General features: G+C 42.9%; 13 protein-coding genes. 12 read left to right on the top strand and 1 reads right to left on the bottom strand.

Annotated features, from left to right (window positions below):
• Nucleotides 1–429: 429 nt before the first annotated feature.
• From FZC76_RS14655 to FZC76_RS14610, 10 genes are all read left to right on the top strand, one after another.
• On the top strand, nt 430–966 hold the full coding sequence (locus FZC76_RS14655; RefSeq protein ID WP_148988906.1) for a DUF402 domain-containing protein: 537 nt from the start codon (nt 430–432) through the stop codon (nt 964–966).
• Nucleotides 967–1,500, top strand: a complete 534-nt coding sequence (locus FZC76_RS14650; RefSeq protein WP_148988905.1) for a GNAT family N-acetyltransferase — start codon at nt 967–969, stop codon at nt 1,498–1,500.
• A gap of 39 nt (nt 1,501–1,539) precedes the next feature.
• Entirely contained in the window at nt 1,540–2,370 is an 831-nt protein-coding gene (locus tag FZC76_RS14645; RefSeq protein WP_148988904.1) for a GNAT family N-acetyltransferase, read from the top strand.
• A gap of 151 nt (nt 2,371–2,521) precedes the next feature.
• Nucleotides 2,522–2,899: a hypothetical protein gene (locus FZC76_RS14640; protein ID WP_148988903.1), complete on the top strand. Its 378-nt coding sequence runs from the start codon at nt 2,522–2,524 to the stop codon at nt 2,897–2,899.
• Between the two features lie 24 nt (nt 2,900–2,923).
• Nucleotides 2,924–3,211 (top strand): hypothetical protein, encoded by a 288-nt coding sequence (locus FZC76_RS14635; RefSeq protein WP_148988902.1) that lies wholly within the window; start codon nt 2,924–2,926, stop codon nt 3,209–3,211.
• Nucleotides 3,212–3,300: 89 nt separating this feature from the next.
• Complete coding sequence (locus FZC76_RS14630; RefSeq protein WP_148988901.1) at nt 3,301–4,029, top strand: tubby C-terminal domain-like protein; 729 nt, start codon at nt 3,301–3,303, stop codon at nt 4,027–4,029.
• Nucleotides 4,030–4,043: 14 nt separating this feature from the next.
• Nucleotides 4,044–4,622: a GNAT family N-acetyltransferase gene (locus tag FZC76_RS14625; protein ID WP_148988900.1), complete on the top strand. Its 579-nt coding sequence runs from the start codon at nt 4,044–4,046 to the stop codon at nt 4,620–4,622.
• Nucleotides 4,623–4,767: 145 nt separating this feature from the next.
• Nucleotides 4,768–5,244, top strand: coding sequence for a DUF2975 domain-containing protein (locus FZC76_RS14620; protein ID WP_148988899.1), 477 nt, complete (start codon nt 4,768–4,770; stop codon nt 5,242–5,244).
• 10 nt (nt 5,245–5,254) lie between these two features.
• The gene (locus FZC76_RS14615; RefSeq protein WP_148988898.1) at nt 5,255–5,467 is read left to right on the top strand and encodes a helix-turn-helix domain-containing protein; all 213 of its coding nucleotides are present in this window, start codon (nt 5,255–5,257) and stop codon (nt 5,465–5,467) included.
• Nucleotides 5,468–5,472: 5 nt separating this feature from the next.
• Nucleotides 5,473–5,754: a hypothetical protein gene (locus tag FZC76_RS14610; protein ID WP_262372621.1), complete on the top strand. Its 282-nt coding sequence runs from the start codon at nt 5,473–5,475 to the stop codon at nt 5,752–5,754.
• Nucleotides 5,755–6,069: 315 nt separating this feature from the next.
• Here FZC76_RS14610 and FZC76_RS14605 read toward each other — a convergent pair whose 3' ends face one another.
• Nucleotides 6,070–6,744: a BMQ_0737 family morphogenetic spore coat protein gene (locus tag FZC76_RS14605; protein ID WP_148988897.1), complete on the bottom strand. Its 675-nt coding sequence runs from the start codon at nt 6,742–6,744 to the stop codon at nt 6,070–6,072.
• Nucleotides 6,745–6,927: 183 nt separating this feature from the next.
• Here FZC76_RS14605 and FZC76_RS14600 point away from each other — a divergent pair, with 183 nt between their 5' ends.
• Entirely contained in the window at nt 6,928–7,722 is a 795-nt protein-coding gene (locus FZC76_RS14600; RefSeq protein WP_148988896.1) for a hypothetical protein, read from the top strand.
• Between the two features lie 44 nt (nt 7,723–7,766).
• On the top strand, nt 7,767–17,126 hold the full coding sequence (locus FZC76_RS14595) for a tandem-95 repeat protein (protein WP_187442086.1): 9,360 nt from the start codon (nt 7,767–7,769) through the stop codon (nt 17,124–17,126).
• Nucleotides 17,127–17,396 lie beyond the last annotated feature (270 nt).

The raw sequence follows: 17,396 nt of genomic DNA, 5'->3' as shown, positions 1-17,396 counted from the left end.
TAGGGACTGACGAGAGCCTCCTCGGCTACGCCTGCGGGGTCTCCACCTAGCACTATCTCCCTCAGGAGTCTTCGCCTTTTGCTCCAATCAACAGCTATGAATTTAAAAAAATTTTCGTTATCAGTTTTTCAGTGGCCTTCTGTCATGTGCTCAGGCTCTTTTCCATATAACAATTCAGTAAACTCACCCCAGATCCCCAAGCGTTCTAATCCCGAAGATTTCTTTCTTTTCCGAATAAAAAAGCGAAGTTCCATCTTCTTCGCTTTCCATTATCTTGAGGTAAACATCTGCGTCCAGTAATGGCCGTAAGAGCCACCGAACGAAAAACCACTTAAAGTATACAAAAAACCATTTGAAATTGACGGCAATCCACATATTGTAAGTTGTGGGTGGGTCGCTGTATCCCTAAAACCAACTAGGAGGAGACCAATGCTCAAACGACGACATGGTGACCGCTCTGAATGGAAGCGGATTTTAAAACGGCAGTACACACAGAAATTTGTGGATATAGATGCCTTTAGAGGGTATATTACCTTACTTCAAATACATAAAGTTACCGAGCCTTTAACTGTTAAGTATGAAGAAAAGAGTATTTGTATTGTTGATGATGGATATATGTGGCTTCAGCACTTTCCAAGCGATGAACATTACTCCTTAACGACCATGTTTGATGTGAGTGGCGAAGTCGTTCAATGGTATATCGATATCACGAATGAGAATGGAATAGAAAACAACCTTCCTTACACGGATGACCTGTTTTTAGACATTATTGTTCTTTCATCAGGAGAGGTAATCCAAAAAGATGCAGATGAGCTGGAGGAAGCGCTGATTCAAGGTACGATCAATCAAGCCCAATACCAGCTGGCCTGGGCAGAAGCAAACAAAATTACTCAACAGATTGAAAACAATCACTTTCAATTAATGGGGCTTGCAAAATCCCACTTGAAGATTTTATTGGAGGATTAGATGGATATAGTTATCAGGCAAGAAAGGCAAGAAGATTATTTGATTACAGAACATGTAGTGAAACGTGCGTTTGAACATGCGGAATTTAGCGATCAAAAGGAACACTTCCTTGTACAGCGACTTAGAAGTTCAGATGCATTTATTCCCGAGCTCTCTTTGGTTGCAATAGATGAAAAGAAGGAGATAGTGGGCCATATTTTGTTGACTGGGATAAAAATAGTAAATCAGATGGAAGAGAATGTATCTCTTGCTCTAGCTCCTGTTTCAGTTACTCCAGAGTATCAAAATAAGGGAATTGGAAGTACCCTCATCCGTGAAGCTGTTCAAAGAGCAGGTGAACTTGGGTATAACTCCATCATTGTACTGGGACATCAAGATTACTATCCTAAATTCGGTTTCAAAAGTGCTAGTCTATGGGGAATTTCTGCACCTTTCCCCGTGCCATCAGACTCATTCATGGCACTTGAATTGAGAAAAGGTACTCTTCAACATGTACAAGGGACGGTTGTTTATCCGAAGGAATTCATGGAGTAGAAAAAGTTTTTATCTAACACATAAAAAGGGGTGTAAAATATGCTTACGAAAGAACAGCTAAAAGAAATTAAAGAACTCCAATCCGTTTGTGAAAAAGAAGGTGGGTACGAGCTGAAACTGAATGAAGATATGCTTGAGACCCGCGATGAAAACAGCAAAGAAGACTTCTTTCATTATGAAGATGGGCACCTTGTCGGTTTTCTTGGCTGTTACGGGTTTGGGAATAAAATAGAGATGACAGGTATGGTTCATCCTGATTATCGTAGAAAAGGGATTTTCACAAAAATGTTTACCGAAGCAATGACAGAGGTGAAAAAGCGAGAGATCTCTACTGTCTTGCTAAATGCGCCAAGCTCCTCTCGAAGTGCGAAGGAGTTTCTAAAAAGTATCCCTTGTTCATTCGAAGTGGCTGAGTATCAAATGAAATGGGAAACAGGCGAATTAATGGATGATCCAGCTGTAAACATTAGATCATCCACATCCAAAGAAGATTTTGATGCAGAAATTCAACTGGAAGTGGCCTGCTTTGGTTTTACAGAACAAGAGGCGCTGAGCTTTAATCAACGAATGAAAGAACTCAACAGCGAGGACATGTTCATCATTGAGACGGAAGATCAAACTGCCGGGAAAATCCGTGTATCCGAAACAAACGGGGAAGCGTGGATCTATGGGTTTGCTGTATTTCCAGAGCTGCAAGGCAAAGGAATCGGACGCAAAGCTCTATCTAAAGTAGTTAAAATGAAGACAAAAAAAGGGCTGCCTGTCTTTTTGGAAGTTGAAGCGAGGAATGCCCATGCGCTAAAACTCTATGAATCTTGTGGATTCAGGAGTTATCATTCGCAGGATTATTATAAGTATCAGGCGGAGTAGAGATAAAGACCTGTAGGACGGGGTTTTGAAATTGAAGAGATCTTGATAGCGGCTATAAAGACTTGTAAGACGGAGTTTTGGAAGTACCTTTTATATAGTTGCTACTACATGCAGAAGTCTTTATAATTTGCTAACCCTTAGGAGGAAAACCATGATAAAACGACTCGCCATCATTAGTCTTATAGCATCCATCCTAGGAATATACGCATACAGCAGCAAATTTTATTTACCGACCCTGCCAATAGAATCTGTAAGTAAAAAAGAAGTTGTGCAATCTATCCATGAAGCTTCAGACCCCATCGTGAAAATTGCAAATGAGGACGGGTATGATTGGTTTATTACACGAGCAGATCAAGGAGAATACAGGGAAACCCTTAAAGAAATGATAGGTGACCATGGATGGGAGTTTATTACCCAAGACGGCAGTGGGTACTTTTTTGAAAAAGGGGAGGAGAAGCTGATCGTTACCACAAAAATGTGGACAGGAAATTATGTGATGGTGAAGGTGCCTCAAGATTGGGAAGAGTGATGGAGGTTAAGGTAGGTGTAACTAATGGATAACCACGAAAAATTTGCTGATGTGCCAGCTGGGGAAACCATTAGCTATGAGCATTTTATTTATTATTTACAGCAAGGACGGGAAATCGAATTTACATATAAGGGTCAGCTATATTTTATTGATAATGCTTTAAAAGGAAGAGCATTATGGAGGAGTCACACTCAGTTATCCGAATATAGTACAGGAGGTAATCACGCTTTATTGGAATCTTTTAAAATAAACGGTGTCAGTTTGGCTGCCCTAATAAAAAGTAAGAAATTAATAATCTCCACAATTTTCTAAGGATTTTGGTAGGGGACCTTAAAAAAGCATGGTTTATAAATAGACCAACATGCTTGTCCCCTCAACCCAAATAGAAAGGAGGCCAAACAATGGGAAAACTACTGTTTTTCTTTATCATAGGGACAATTGGCATGACCTTACGTTTTTTCATTATGGGAGAGCTTGAATGGAATCAGGTATTTATTCTTCTTTTGTTTCCGATTGGAGCTTTGGTAGTTTGGTTTATTCATAGATGGATGGTACGCAGAGATGTGAACTACCTACCTTCAAATACGGATGAAACCTGGAATACGCACATGGGTGAACGGTATTCGACTAGCCCGAAACAACTTTATAAAGGAAAGGAGAAAGTTGCGGTGTACCGTCGTTTCTACCAACACCGTTGGCAGCATATAGTTAACGAAGTGGTGGAAGGGGACGGTAATTGGTATATGAATCTTTCCTTTAAACTGGTTGCAGGGGAGAAAGTCGAATTTGTGGAGGAGCGAAGCAGTTTATTCAAAAATAACACCGATTGGATAATCATGCGCGATGGAGTGTCGGTTGGAAAAGTGAAAACTGAATTCTCCATAAAGAATGCAGCAAAGCTTAAAGAAGCATTAACAGTAGAAATAGACGATAAAGTAATATACTATCAATCTTTTGGAATCGGGTCTGCAACAGATGTGCTCATTGATGGACATGTGGTTGCAAAAGGAAAACGGTCTGAAGTGTTACGGTCAAAATACCACTTTGAATTAGTCGATGATGGCTATGCAAAACACGAAGAGGTATTAGTAATGGGCTTTATATTATTTAATTATGTTCATAAACAGTAGGAGGGGGAATACAAATGTCCAGTACAATGCCAATCTTAAAAGACTTCCCATCAGAGTTCACTACAGACAGACTCTTAATCAGAATGCCTTTGCCAGGGGACGGTCTGGCGGTACATGACGCGATCATTCATTCTCTTCCTGAGCTGAAGCCGTGGATGATTTTCGCTCAACATGACCAGACAGTGGAGGATGTGGAAGCGAATATAAGGGAGAGTCATGCAGAGTTTATACAACGTAAGGATTTGAGGCTGTTAGTTTTCTTAAAAGAAACCGGTGAGTTCGTCGCATCATCGGGTTTGCATCGGATCAATTGGTCTATCCCCAAATTTGAAATTGGGTATTGGGTCGATTCCAGGCACAGTGGTAAGGGCTACATAACGGAAGCGGTGGAAGGGATCGGCCAGTTTGCATTTGAACAACTGGGTGCACAACGTGTGGAAATTCGCTGTGATTCTAAGAACGTGAAGAGCCGCTCGGTTGCAGAAAGAGCGGGATATATCTTAGAGGGGATTCTCAAAAGCAGTGAGCGAGATGTGAATGGGGGATTACGGGATACGTGTGTGTTTGCGAAGGTGAAACCTCAAGTCATTTAGGAGAGGCAAGCGAGTAAAGTGCTTGTCTTTTTTTATGGAGAAATGAATCACGCGTACATCCATCCTCCTTTTCAATAAAATTTTATTGAAAAACAATAAATATAATGGTAAATTCAAATTATCACGATGAAGCGAGGTGCTTTTGATGAAGCATAGTTCTACACTTTTTTTGAAAATAGCGGTATTTCTTATTGGGACGCCGGTTTTTATTTTAAGTATAATTGGTTTGGTATCGTTGGTAAAAAATCCGGCAAATCCTGAATACGCGTATATTCTGTACCCAATTGTAACGGGGATGTTTTTGACCACCATTCCATTTTATTTTGCTTTGTATCAGGCGCTGAAACTTTTGGGGTATATTGATAAAAACGAGGCGTTCTCGCAATTTTCGGTAGAAGCGTTGAAGAAAATCAAATTTTGTGCGATTACTATCAGTGGTGTATATGTTGTAATCATGCCGTTTATTTTTCTTTTAGCAGATAAAGATGATGCACCTGGCGCTATCATTATGGGCGCGGTCCCGATCTTTGCCTCTATTGTAATTGCCGTATTTGCTGCGGTCCTACAGAGGCTTTTGCAGGTAGCCATCGACATTAAATTAGAAAATGACTTAACTGTGTGAGGTGAAGACAATGGCTATAATCATAAACATCGATGTCATGTTGGCTAAAAGAAAAATGAGCGTCACTGAACTTTCTGAAAGAGTCGGAATCACCATGGCAAACCTCTCTATCCTCAAGAATGGCAAGGCCAAAGCCATTCGTTTCTCCACCCTCGAGGCCGTCTGCAAAGCTCTCGACTGCCAACCGGGAGACATATTGGAGTATAGACCCGAGGAGGAGTAGGTAAATTGGGGAGCATTCTGAGGATTATGACTATCCCGTTGGTTGTTGTGCACCTTTCTATCTTATACTTATGGATTTTCGACTGGGAGAAGTTAGTAACAGAAGTTGGTCTGATTAGTTGGATTGGGTCTATTATTATAGGGATTGTTGTTTTTATCCTCAATCGAAAATTAATGACATCTGATCAAAAGCTAAGCAAAAAGATAGTCGCTACAACAACTTTTATGACGATATTATTGGGAGTTTTTGCACTGATGATTGAGTTTATTACTAGCTCGATGCCTTAAAATTGAAATGTGGTTTATAAAGGGAGGTTTCTATTGCTTGAGGTGAGCGGTAGAAACCTCTTTTTTTCGTAAAATTGTAGAACGTTTACGTTTAAAGGTAGAAGCTCGTTTGGGAAATGTAGAAGGTAACTTGGGAAATGTAGAAGCTCGCCGGAAAAAGGTAGAAAGTGACGGCAGAAGGGTAGAAGTGTCAGTAAGCAACAAATTGGAGCATCCAGAAAAAGGGAAAAACATCCATACACTCAAAAACGCAGGGCGGATAAAGTTCCTTCCGTCCTGCATTTATTTTATGGGCTTATTCCTAAAACTAAAATTTTACCTTCTCTTGCTACTAGGAAAAATACAACTATTATCATGAGGATCGTGTTGGCAGGCAAATGTGTTTTTTTCTTCTGCTCTCGGCTGAATGGAATATCCTTTGATTTCTACTGGCTTCGAGCACCCGCTGGTGATATCTTGGCAGATGGTAATATCCACTTTGATTTCTTGTTGGAAGTTGTTGCATGAAGGACTTACTGAAAAATCTACGTCTGTTATTTCGCATTGGATGGATGTTCCCGTTGGCGCGTAGAGATATAGGGTTTCTATTATGGTAAATGGAATAGGGTTGGATATACAAACTTGGTTGGTGGAAGCATCTACTAGTTTAAGTGCGTACATTCCATGCTTTTGAATAACAATCTGATTTAGGGTGGAACAATCTTCATTAAGCATCATTTGTTTTTCTATACGGGTGTTGGTATTTGTTAATTCTGTCACTTTTATGCCTACATCTGGAGATACGGGAGTACCGTTTGCATCCACTATCATTGCTTCTAATTTAAGAGTGTTATTGTCTGATAAGATACTACACAAATCAATTCCACTAATGAGTCCATCTTCACCATCACTCCGGAATACATCAACTTCCCCTTCAAACCTTTTTTGTACCCAATCGTAAATTTTAAATGCGTTGACACAGTTTACTTGATGAGAAAAGAAAGAGGACAATATTTTTCAATCCTTTCTATGTTAAGTTGCAGTCAGCTATCAAAAATCCATGAATTAGTATACTCTGTTCGCCATAAAAAGGTGTACTAGGGGATTGGATTCTCACTTCAATTTTTTATAGGAACATTCTGTAAAAAACCTATATATACTGGTGAGAGTATTTAATAATGAGGTGATAATACTGTGCCATATATTAATCGGTTTTTAACGAATGCCAATGGGGCGATTACATTCGTAGGGAATACGTTTGGTCTCAGTAAACAAAATAATGCAAATGCTCCAGGGACTGCGCATTCTATTGGAACCTTTTCGAGTGCAAATGCCACTTCTGTTGATGGATCTTATCCTATTGGGACCACAGCAGATTGGAGGCAAAATGCCTCTAGTGCCGTATTACGTTTACCTGCGACAACGACAAGGGTTTTATATGCTGAGTTAATCTGGGGCGGACTTTATATATCAAATGATGAAAATGTCAGTTCTTTCATCAACAATGCCATCACTTTTCGGACACCTGTCGGTACTTATACGATTGCACCAGATCCTGCAACCAGCTCGACTTTGACTGCATCTCCCAACAACTTTTATGTTAGAAGCGCAAATGTAACCAATTTGGTGACAACAGCAGGGACATATACAGCATTGGCAGTGCCAGGGACGCAAGGGAACTTGGAGAATACCCTGAACTCAGCAGGTTGGACATTGGCAGTTGTGTATCAAGATCCTTTGCAGAAATCTCGTAATCTTTCATTTTTCGTGGGAGCAGAGCTGACAAGTGGGACTGGGAATACAACCGCTACGGTTTCGGGCTTTGGAACGCCTGTAACAGGGGCAGTTAATGGGAGATTGTTAGTAAGTTCCATTGAAGGAGACTCTGTGTTAACTGGTGATCAGCTGTTATTTGGCCCAACCACTGCTACTTTGCAGGCTGTATCAGGGCCGAATAATCCGATAAATAACTTTTTGCTTCTCAAATAAACAATGACGCAGGCACGATTGATACATCTGGTACGTTTGGGAACTTGAATCATCCTCTAGGAACGAATATTTCCGGTGCGCGCCAAGGGTGGGATATCACCAATATTGACGTTTCTGCAAGACTACAAAACAATCAAACAAGTGCAGTGGTTCGTGGAAGTACCAATGGGGACACGTATGTCGTCAACTCTGTAGGTGTTCAAATCGATATTAATGCTCCGGTGTTTACACTTAATAAAACATCGAACGTCACATCGGCAAGAACAGGCGACCTCATAACGTATACAGTTACGATACAAAATACAGGAACGGCCGCCGCAACTCTCGTTGTTGCCACAGATGCATTATCAAACGCAACATCATTTGTTCCTAATAGCTTATTTATTAATGGCGTGCAACAAACGAATGCATCCATTCAAAATGGTATATCCATTGGAACGGTTGGTATTAATCAAACGGTTACTTTAACCTATCAGGTGCGTGTGACAGGTCCATTGACCAATGTTAGCCAACTATCCAATCAAGCAAGCATTCAATACCAATTTCAGAGTACACCTGGAAACACAGTGACCGGTTCTGCCGCCTCCCCGGTTCGAAATGTAACAGCGATTAATACACCCCCAACCGTGCCTAACTATACCGTCACTAATCCAGAAGACACACCTGCAATCGGTCAAGTGGTCGGGACGGATATCGATGGCAATCCGCTTACTTATCAAATTGGGACACCACCAGCAAATGGAATTGTCTCGGTTAATCCTAATGGGCAGTTTGTGTATACCCCTAATTTGAATTTTAATGGAACAGACAGTTTCACTGTCATTGTGAGTGACGGACAAGGCGGGACAGCAACGTCGGTTGTAACGTTAATTATTACACCTTTAAACGACGGTCCGGTGACGCAAAATTACACGGTTCAGACGAATGAAGATACGCCTCTGCTTGGACAAATTTTTGCAACGGATGCAGATGAAGATTCTCTTACTTTTAGCCTGCAGGACGCACCGACAAATGGCGTAGTGGTCGTCAACGGGGACGGAACCTATACGTATACCCCTAATGAAAATTTTAATGGAACAGATCAATTTACAGTGTTAGTAAGTGACGGTCAAGGGGGTACAGCGATTTCGGTTGTGACAGTCACCGTGATTCCGGTCAATGATCCACCGGTTGTACCAGACTACACGTTCACCACACAAGAAGATACGTCAGTTGTGGGTGCGGTTGTAGGGTTTGATGCAGATCAAAATCCTTTAACCTACCAGCTTCAAAGTCCTCCTTCCAATGGGGTGGTCGTCGTTAATGTGGACGGGACATTTACCTACACTCCGAATGAAAACTATAATGGAACCGATGTATTTACGGTTTTAGTGAGCGATGGTCAAGGAGGCATTGCCGTTTCGTCGGTGACGATTACCGTATTGCCGGTCAATGATCCACCGATTACAGCAGACCTGACCTTTACTATCGATGAAGACACCATTTTATCCAATCAAGTGACAGCCACAGATCCGGATGGAGATCCATTGGCATTTACCCTTCAGAATGCCCCTTCAAATGGGGAAGTTGTTGTCAATCTAGACGGAACCTTCACCTACACGCCAAATCCTGATTTTAACGGGACAGATGTGTTCACTGTATTGGTGAGTGATGGGCAAGGTGGATTTGTCGTATCCACAGTGACGATAAACGTACAGCAAATCAACGATCCTCCGACAGTGCCGGATTATTCGTATACTACACAAGAAGATTCTTCTGTAGCTGGAACAATAGTTGGCAATGACGTGGATGGCATTCCGCTGACTTATACGCTACAAACCCAAGCGGCAAACGGAGTGGCATCTGTAAATGGGGATGGTACGTATACGTATACGCCAAATCCTGATTTTAACGGGACAGATGTCTTTACCGTATTGGTGAGTGATGGGCAAGGCGGGACGGCGGTTTCCACTGTCACAATCCTAGTATTAGAAGTGAATGACCCACCAGTGACGGGAGACTTGTCTTTTACCATTACAGAGGATACAGAGTTAACCGGTCAAGTAACGGCAACAGACCCTGATGGAGACCCATTAACCTTTAGTCTGCAGAACCCGCCAAACAATGGGGTGGCGGATGTGAACCTTGATGGAACCTTCACTTATACGCCAGACGTTAATTTTAACGGAACAGATGTCTTTACCGTTTTAGTAAGTGATGGGCAAGGCGGGACAGCGGTTTCGACGGTTTTCATTACCATTACGCCAGTGAATGACGGACCAGTTATTCCAAATTATACGTTTAGTACACAAGAGGATTCCCCGTTGGTTGCAAATGTCGTTGCGGTTGATGCGGATGGAGATCCTCTCACGTATACGCTGCAATTCCAGGCTTCAAATGGAGTGGCAGTTGTCAATCCAGATGGAACCTTTACGTATACACCGGATGTGAACTTTAACGGGACAGATGTGTTTACGATCCTAGTTAGCGATGGGCAAGGAGGTACAGCGGTATCGACGGTAACCATCGATGTATTGTCGGTAAATGATCCTCCTGTAACTTCCGACCTAACGTTTACAATCAATGAAGACATCATCTTATCGAATCAAATTGTTGCAGTGGACCCTGATGGAGATCCGCTGACCTTTAGTTTGCAAAATCCTCCGCTTAACGGTTCTGTAACCGTTAATAGTGATGGAACGTTTACGTATGTTCCTGATATAGATTTCAATGGAATGGATACTTTCACCGTCTTAGTAAGTGATGGGCAAGGTGGTACAGCAGTTTCTACTGTAATGATTACGATTGTGCCAGTGAATGACCCGCCGACAATTCCAGACTATACATTTACAACCCAAGAGGATTCAGCTGTAAGCGGGGCTGTAGTTGGCAGCGATGTGGATGGAAATCCGTTAACGTATTCGCTTCAAACACAAGCTGCCAATGGTGTAGCTTTTGTTAATGCAGATGGGACGTTCACGTATACCCCAAATTCAGATTTTAATGGAACAGATGTATTTTCGATAGTAGTCAGTGATGGGGAAGGTGGAACGGCTGTTTCAACGGTTACTATAAATGTATTGGCTGTAAATGACCCGCCTGTAACAGCGGATTTAACGTTTACCATCAATGAAGATACCGTACTAACCAATCAAATTCCTGCAAGTGACCAGGATGGGGATCCATTAACCTTCAGTCTATTAAATTCACCTACTAATGGGGTAGCAGTAGTTAACGGAGATGGCACCTTTACGTATACGCCAAATGTAAATTATAACGGAACAGATACTTTCAGTGTTTTAGTATCAGATGGCCAAGGTGGAACCGCTATTTCAACGGTCAGTATTACTATTTTACCGGTGAATGATCCGCCGGTTGTTCAAGACCAGAACATTGTGACGACGGTTGATATTTCCATCGCAAGTAATGTTCCAGTTTCGGATCCAGATGGAGATGCCCTCACATTTGAGGTGGATCAGGCTCCAGCAAATGGCACGGTTGTACTCAATGGGGATGGCACTTTCACTTATTCTCCTAATGCCGGTTTTATTGGGGATGATGTGTTTACGGTGCTTGTCACCGATACCCAAGGAGAGACAGGGTTATCCACAGTAAGTGTAACGGTATTGGCAAGCAATGGTAATACGATAGCGGACGATGCGCAGCTAACAACACCTGAAGACATTCCATTACAAGGGCAAGTCGTAGCAACGAGTATTCCTTCAAATCCACTGGTCTATACTTTACAAACGTTGCCCCAGTTCGGCTCGGTTTCACTAGATAGTGCGACAGGGGCTTTCACCTACACACCTGTACAAAATTTTAACGGAATTGATTCGTTCATCGTTTTTGTTACGGATAATGCAGGGGGAAATGCAACATCTTCCCAAGTAATCATCGTAACACCAGTGAATGATGCGCCAGCTGTGCCTAATTATCAAATTACGACGAATGAGGATACGCCGATTTCTTTACAGGTAATTGCAACAGATACGGACGGGGATCCATTGACTTTTTCGTTGCTTGTCGCTCCAACAAACGGGATGGCAATTGTTAATGGAGATGGAACCTACACGTATACCCCAGATCAAAATTTTAATGGAGCGGACGAATTTACCGTGCTAGTGGACGACGGACAGGGTGGCACGTCAACGTCTATTATTACCGTCACCGTACTTCCAGTGAATGATCCACCAGTTGGCCCGAACGAAATTTTCATCATTACAGACGAGGATACAGAGATTTCTAGTCAAGTTGTCGCAACTGACCCAGACGGGGATACGTTAACTTATTCGCTAGAGGATCCACCAGTAAATGGAACGGTGGTGGTGAACTCAGACGGTACTTTTACGTATACGCCGGATCCAAATTTTATTGGAAATGACTCGTTTACTGTGCGGATTAGTGATCCGCAAGGCTTGTTTATCATTACGAATGTGTTGGTGAACATAGTACCTGTTAATGACTCACCGACCGTCCCTAACTATGCGTATACGATTAATGAGGATACCACCTTAATGAGTATTGTTGTGGGAACAGATGTGGATGGGGACTCATTGACGTATGAGTTGACTGGTTCTCCAGCAAATGGAGTGGTGATCGTTAATACGGATGGCACGTTCACGTATACGCCAAATCTTCATTTCAACGGAGTAGATAACTTTTTTGTGACCGTGTCAGATTCTAACGGGGCAACGGCAATATCTGAAGTGGTAATAACAGTCATACCTGTTAATGATTCGCCAATCGCGCCAAATTTAATCACGGTTTCTACCGATGAAGATGTGGCTGTAGGTGGAGTGGTGAATGCCATTGATCCAGATGGAGATCCATTAACTTATACGATTGAAGACTTACCGGCAAATGGAACAGCAGTGATCGATGAGCAAGGATTATTTGTGTATACACCGAATCCTGACTTTACCGGAACAGATTCATTTACCGTGCGAGTAACAGATAGTAATGGAGCTTTCATTATTGTAAATGTGCAGGTTTTCGTCAATCCTGTCAATGATGCACCAGTTGTGCCAAATTATGAGTTTAGTATAAATGAAGATACAATTCTAGCTAATCGTGTCGTAGGAACCGATGTGGACGGCGATCCGCTAACCTATAGCTTGTTAACGTTACCAGCGAACGGGGTAGCGGTAGTGAACTCGGATGGAACATACACCTATACGCCAAATGAAAACTTTAATGGTTCGGATAGTTTCACTGTGCTTGTAAGTGATCCAAACGGAGGGCAGGCGATTTCCACCATCACCATCAACGTTTTGCCGGTGAACGACCCGCCAATTGCACCCAATGAGATTGACCTGGTCACAAATGAGGATACGACAATTAGCAGTTCAGTGAACGCAATCGATCCAGATGGAGACCCACTCACCTATGCACTTGAGGACGCTCCAGCGAATGGTACGGCTGTTGTGGATGCCCAAGGGTCATTTACGTATACACCAAATCTAAACTATACAGGACTTGATGCATTTACGATACGAGTAACGGATAGCGCAGGGAACTTTATTATCGTCAACATTAATGTCACCGTATTGCCTGTGAATGATCCGACAATCGTCCCAGACTATCAATATACCATTCCAGAAGATACTACACTCACTGGTTTAGTGGTTGCAACGGACGTTGATGGAGACCCATTGATCTATTCTCTTGCATACCAAGCGACAAATGGTGTTGCCACGGTGAATGATGATGGTAGCTTTACCTATACGCCAAACTTGAATTTTTCCGGTAGCGATAATTTTGGCGTAACAGTTAGTGACGGGCAAGGTGGAACGGCATTATCGGTCGTTACCATTACCGTGACACCTGTTGATGATCCACCAATCGCACCAAACGAAGTGTTTGTTTCCACACCGGAAGAAACGCCAGTTACCAATCAAATCGTTGCCATTGATCCGGAAGGGTTGCCTCTAACGTATACCATTGAGGACCAACCTCTAAATGGAAGTGTGACTATAACGAGCGATAATGGGATTTTCACTTATACGCCAAATGAAAATTTTACGGGAACAGACGCATTCACTGTCCGTATTACCGATTCGGGTGGGAATTTTGTTATTACCAATGTGTTAGTTACTGTTACACCAGTACCGCAGCCGCCGGAGGTTCCGAACTATTCGGTGACAACGCTGCAAAATCAACCATTCGTAGGAAGGGTAGTGGGAACAGATCCGAACGGAGAACCAATTACCTATAGTCTAGGGAATCCTCCAGCGAATGGAGTAGTAACGGTAAATACAGATGGAACATACACCTATACGCCAAACCCAGATTATACCGGTGGGGATGTATTCACCGTTATTTTAAAAGATACAAGTGGCTTAACAGCAACCTCCATTGTGAATGTGACGGTAGTTCCTGTTAATCGCGCGCCAATAACGAATGATTTTACTGTTGAAACTCCAGAAGATACGCCTATCAGTGGCCAAACTCCTGGATTTGATCCAGACGGAGATCCTATCACGTACTCCGTATCAGGTTCCCCTTTTAATGGGACGGTCACCGTGACACCTGATGGAATTTATACGTATACCCCAAATCCTGGATTTGTTGGGGTGGATTCGTTTGTCATAGAGCTTCGGGACAGTGGTGGAGGAGTGGCAAACTCTGTTGGGACTGTAACGGTCGTTGATACGAATAGTCCGCCAACAGTGGAGGATCAATCTATTTCGACGCAGCAAGGAGTGCCGGTAACAGGGCAATTAATTGGGAATGATCCAGAAGGCGATCCTATTACCTTCAGGATGAATCTTGCACCGCTTTATGGAAGTGTGATTGTGAACAGTGACGGAATATTTACGTATACACCTAACCTTTCATATGTAGGAGCGGATTCCTTCTCCGTTGTGGTAGAAGATACGCAAGGAGCGCAAGGGTTTGGGACTGTATTTGTCACCATTGAACCGACTATGGTGCAGCCTTTCACTGTCATTGGCACGGATGTTACGACGCTTGTTAATCAACCTGTTGAAGGTTTAATAGAGGTTTCCGGTGCGCAAGGAGTGGTCACTTATCAAATTGGCACGCCTCCTCAAAATGGAATTGCCGTAGTGAATCAACAAGGAATCTTTACGTATACGCCAAGTCTAAACTTTGTAGGGGATGACCTGTTCACTATTTTAGTGACAGATAGCAATGGTACACAAGGTCTGGCAACCGTCGGGGTAACCGTGTTGCCTACACCAAGTGCCATTCTGGCCCAAGATTACGAGATTTCTACCACCTTTAATACACCTGTGGATGGGCAGGTTGTAGCATTGAGTACAACTGGGCTTTCCCTAATCTATTCACTACAGACTGAACCGGCAAACGGAACAGTGACGGTGAATGCAGACGGGACCTATCGTTATGTTCCAGCCACCGGCTTTTTTGGAATAGATCAATTTACGATTCTTGTTACGGACGCTGACGGAAATACGGCCGTTTCAACGGTTGTTGTTACCGTGCAAGGACCAGTCAACCAGCAGCCAGTTGTGACGGACCAAAGCATTCAAACGGTAGAAGAACAATCAGTTTCAGGAACGGTCATTGCTACAGATCCGAGTGGTCAGCCGTTAACCTATACGTTATTAGGAAGTGGTGCAGCTAATGGTGTGGTTAACCTAAATACTGATGGGACCTTTACGTATACGCCAAACTCAGGGTTTGTCGGAAACGACGAATTTAGCGTGTTGGTAGAAAATCCACAAGGCTTAAATGCTACCACCACCATTACTGTTGTGGTCACGGCTATTCCTAATGAAGTGGTGACAGAAAATCTATCCTTAAGAACCGTGGCTGGGCTGGCCGTCTCTGGTCAAGTTACTGCAAGGGATCAGTTAAATAGACCACTAACTTATTCGTTAAACTCGCCGCCGCTGTATGGAACAGCAGAAGTTAATATAGACGGCACAGTGTTCTATACACCAAATGCCGGCTTTACAGGGCAAGACCAATTTACTGTACTAGTGCAAAATGACCAAGGAGATCAAGCGATTTCTCAAGTCACTGTCATCGTGGATAACCCACAAAGTACCATTACAGTCACAGATCTTACTATTCAAACGGTGCAAAATCAAAGCGCACAAGGTGTCGTGGTAGCAACGGATTCTCAAGGACGAATCCTCCGCTTTTCTCAAGCATCAACACCAGCGAACGGTACCGTAGAAGTAAACCCGGATGGAACATTCACTTATACTCCGAACCCTGAATTCTTTGGAACCGACTCATTCACTGTGTTGGTGCAAAATGATCTTGGCGTTTCGGCCATTGGAATTGTCACGGTGGTAGTGGATCAGCTTCAAAGTGAAATAACAGTAGAACCATTAACGGTTACCGGTCAACAAGACCAGCCAGTCAGTGGCACAGTCGTGGCAGTGGATGCACTTGGCCGCCCACTGACCTATACGTTAAATAGTGGCCCAAGTAATGGATCAATAATCTTCAATTCGGACGGCACATTCACGTATACGCCAAACGCCGGGTTTACTGGATTAGATAGTTTTATTGCAACCGTCAATAATGATATTGGGGACTTTGTCAATACCGTAGTGAGCATAATCATTCAGCAACAAGAGGGTGAGGTAACAGCAGAGAATCAAAATGTTACCGTTGGTGCCGGGGAGATTCTGCAAGGCGAAATCGTCGCAAGTGATGCCCAGGGCCGCCCATTAACCTATACGATAGCATCTTCCCCGACTTCAGGAACGGTGGTATTAACCGTCAATGGGGCTTACACGTACACGCCAAATGCTGGATTTACAGGTACCGATCAATTCATTGTCTTAGTAAGTAATGATGGTGGTCAACAAGCATTCGCAGTCGTCACTATCACTGTTCTGCCATCTGCTAATGTCATTACGGTGGAAGATGTAAGGCTTCAAACAACAAGCGGAAGTATAGTAACCGGGCAGTTCACTGCGACAGATACCCTTGGTATACCTTTGAGATTTGATTTATTAACTCCACCTGTCAATGGCCGGGTTACATTAGATGCTAGTGGCCGGTTTGTCTATACACCTAATCCTGGCTTTGTCGGGACAGATACCTTTACAGTAATAGTCACAGACGGTGCCGGCGCAGCAGCAACAGCACAAGCAATCATTGTGGTGACTGGTGGAGCACAGCCGCAACCGCCAATTATTTCAGACCAAACATTTTTCTTAAATGTCAATGTTACGATTTGTGCAAAAGTATTAGCTGAGGATCCACAGGGATTACCTTTGGTGTATGAAATTGTTCGTGGGCCGAGAAACGGTGTTGCTTCTATTGATCCGATAACGGGAATCATAACCTACACACCGGACTTGAACTATATTGGAAAAGATGAAGTAGTGGTGCGTGTGACAAACAGTGACGGCTTATCAGCTGAAGCCATGATTACTTTTATTGTTCGACGTGGGTTAACGTTTAGTTGTTATGTTTGACCTGGATTGACCTGAGTTGACTGGATTAGAGATGAACCCTTTCGTGAGGAGAAATCTTCGCGAAAGGTTTTTTTTGTGGAAGGGCTTTACTGTAGATTGTCTTTTGTAATTTTGGAAGGGTCTAATGCTTCAAGTTCATCTTCAAATTTTTCAAAAAATGTAGAAGGTGGGTGAATAAGGGTAGAAGGTCGTTCGGGAAATGTAGAAGGTATCTTGGGAAATGTAGAAGCTCACAGGAAAAGGGTAGAACCTGAGCCGAAAAGTGTATAA

Source organism: Sutcliffiella horikoshii (genome assembly GCF_008180725.1).
Taxonomy (GTDB): Bacteria; Bacillota; Bacilli; order Bacillales; family Bacillaceae_I; genus Sutcliffiella_A; species Sutcliffiella_A horikoshii_B.
This window is presented reverse-complemented; position numbering and strand designations above follow the sequence as displayed.

Excerpts from the sequence above, each read along its gene's own strand:
- FZC76_RS14655 (WP_148988906.1), top strand. The coding sequence starts at position 430 with ATGCTCAAACGACGACATGGTGACCGCTCTGAATGGAAGCGGATTTTA.
- FZC76_RS14650 (WP_148988905.1), top strand. The coding sequence starts at position 967 with ATGGATATAGTTATCAGGCAAGAAAGGCAAGAAGATTATTTGATTACA.
- FZC76_RS14645 (WP_148988904.1), top strand. The coding sequence starts at position 1,540 with ATGCTTACGAAAGAACAGCTAAAAGAAATTAAAGAACTCCAATCCGTT.
- FZC76_RS14640 (WP_148988903.1), top strand. The coding sequence starts at position 2,522 with ATGATAAAACGACTCGCCATCATTAGTCTTATAGCATCCATCCTAGGA.
- FZC76_RS14635 (WP_148988902.1), top strand. The coding sequence starts at position 2,924 with ATGGATAACCACGAAAAATTTGCTGATGTGCCAGCTGGGGAAACCATT.
- FZC76_RS14630 (WP_148988901.1), top strand. The coding sequence starts at position 3,301 with ATGGGAAAACTACTGTTTTTCTTTATCATAGGGACAATTGGCATGACC.
- FZC76_RS14625 (WP_148988900.1), top strand. The coding sequence starts at position 4,044 with ATGTCCAGTACAATGCCAATCTTAAAAGACTTCCCATCAGAGTTCACT.
- FZC76_RS14620 (WP_148988899.1), top strand. The coding sequence starts at position 4,768 with ATGAAGCATAGTTCTACACTTTTTTTGAAAATAGCGGTATTTCTTATT.
- FZC76_RS14615 (WP_148988898.1), top strand. The coding sequence starts at position 5,255 with ATGGCTATAATCATAAACATCGATGTCATGTTGGCTAAAAGAAAAATG.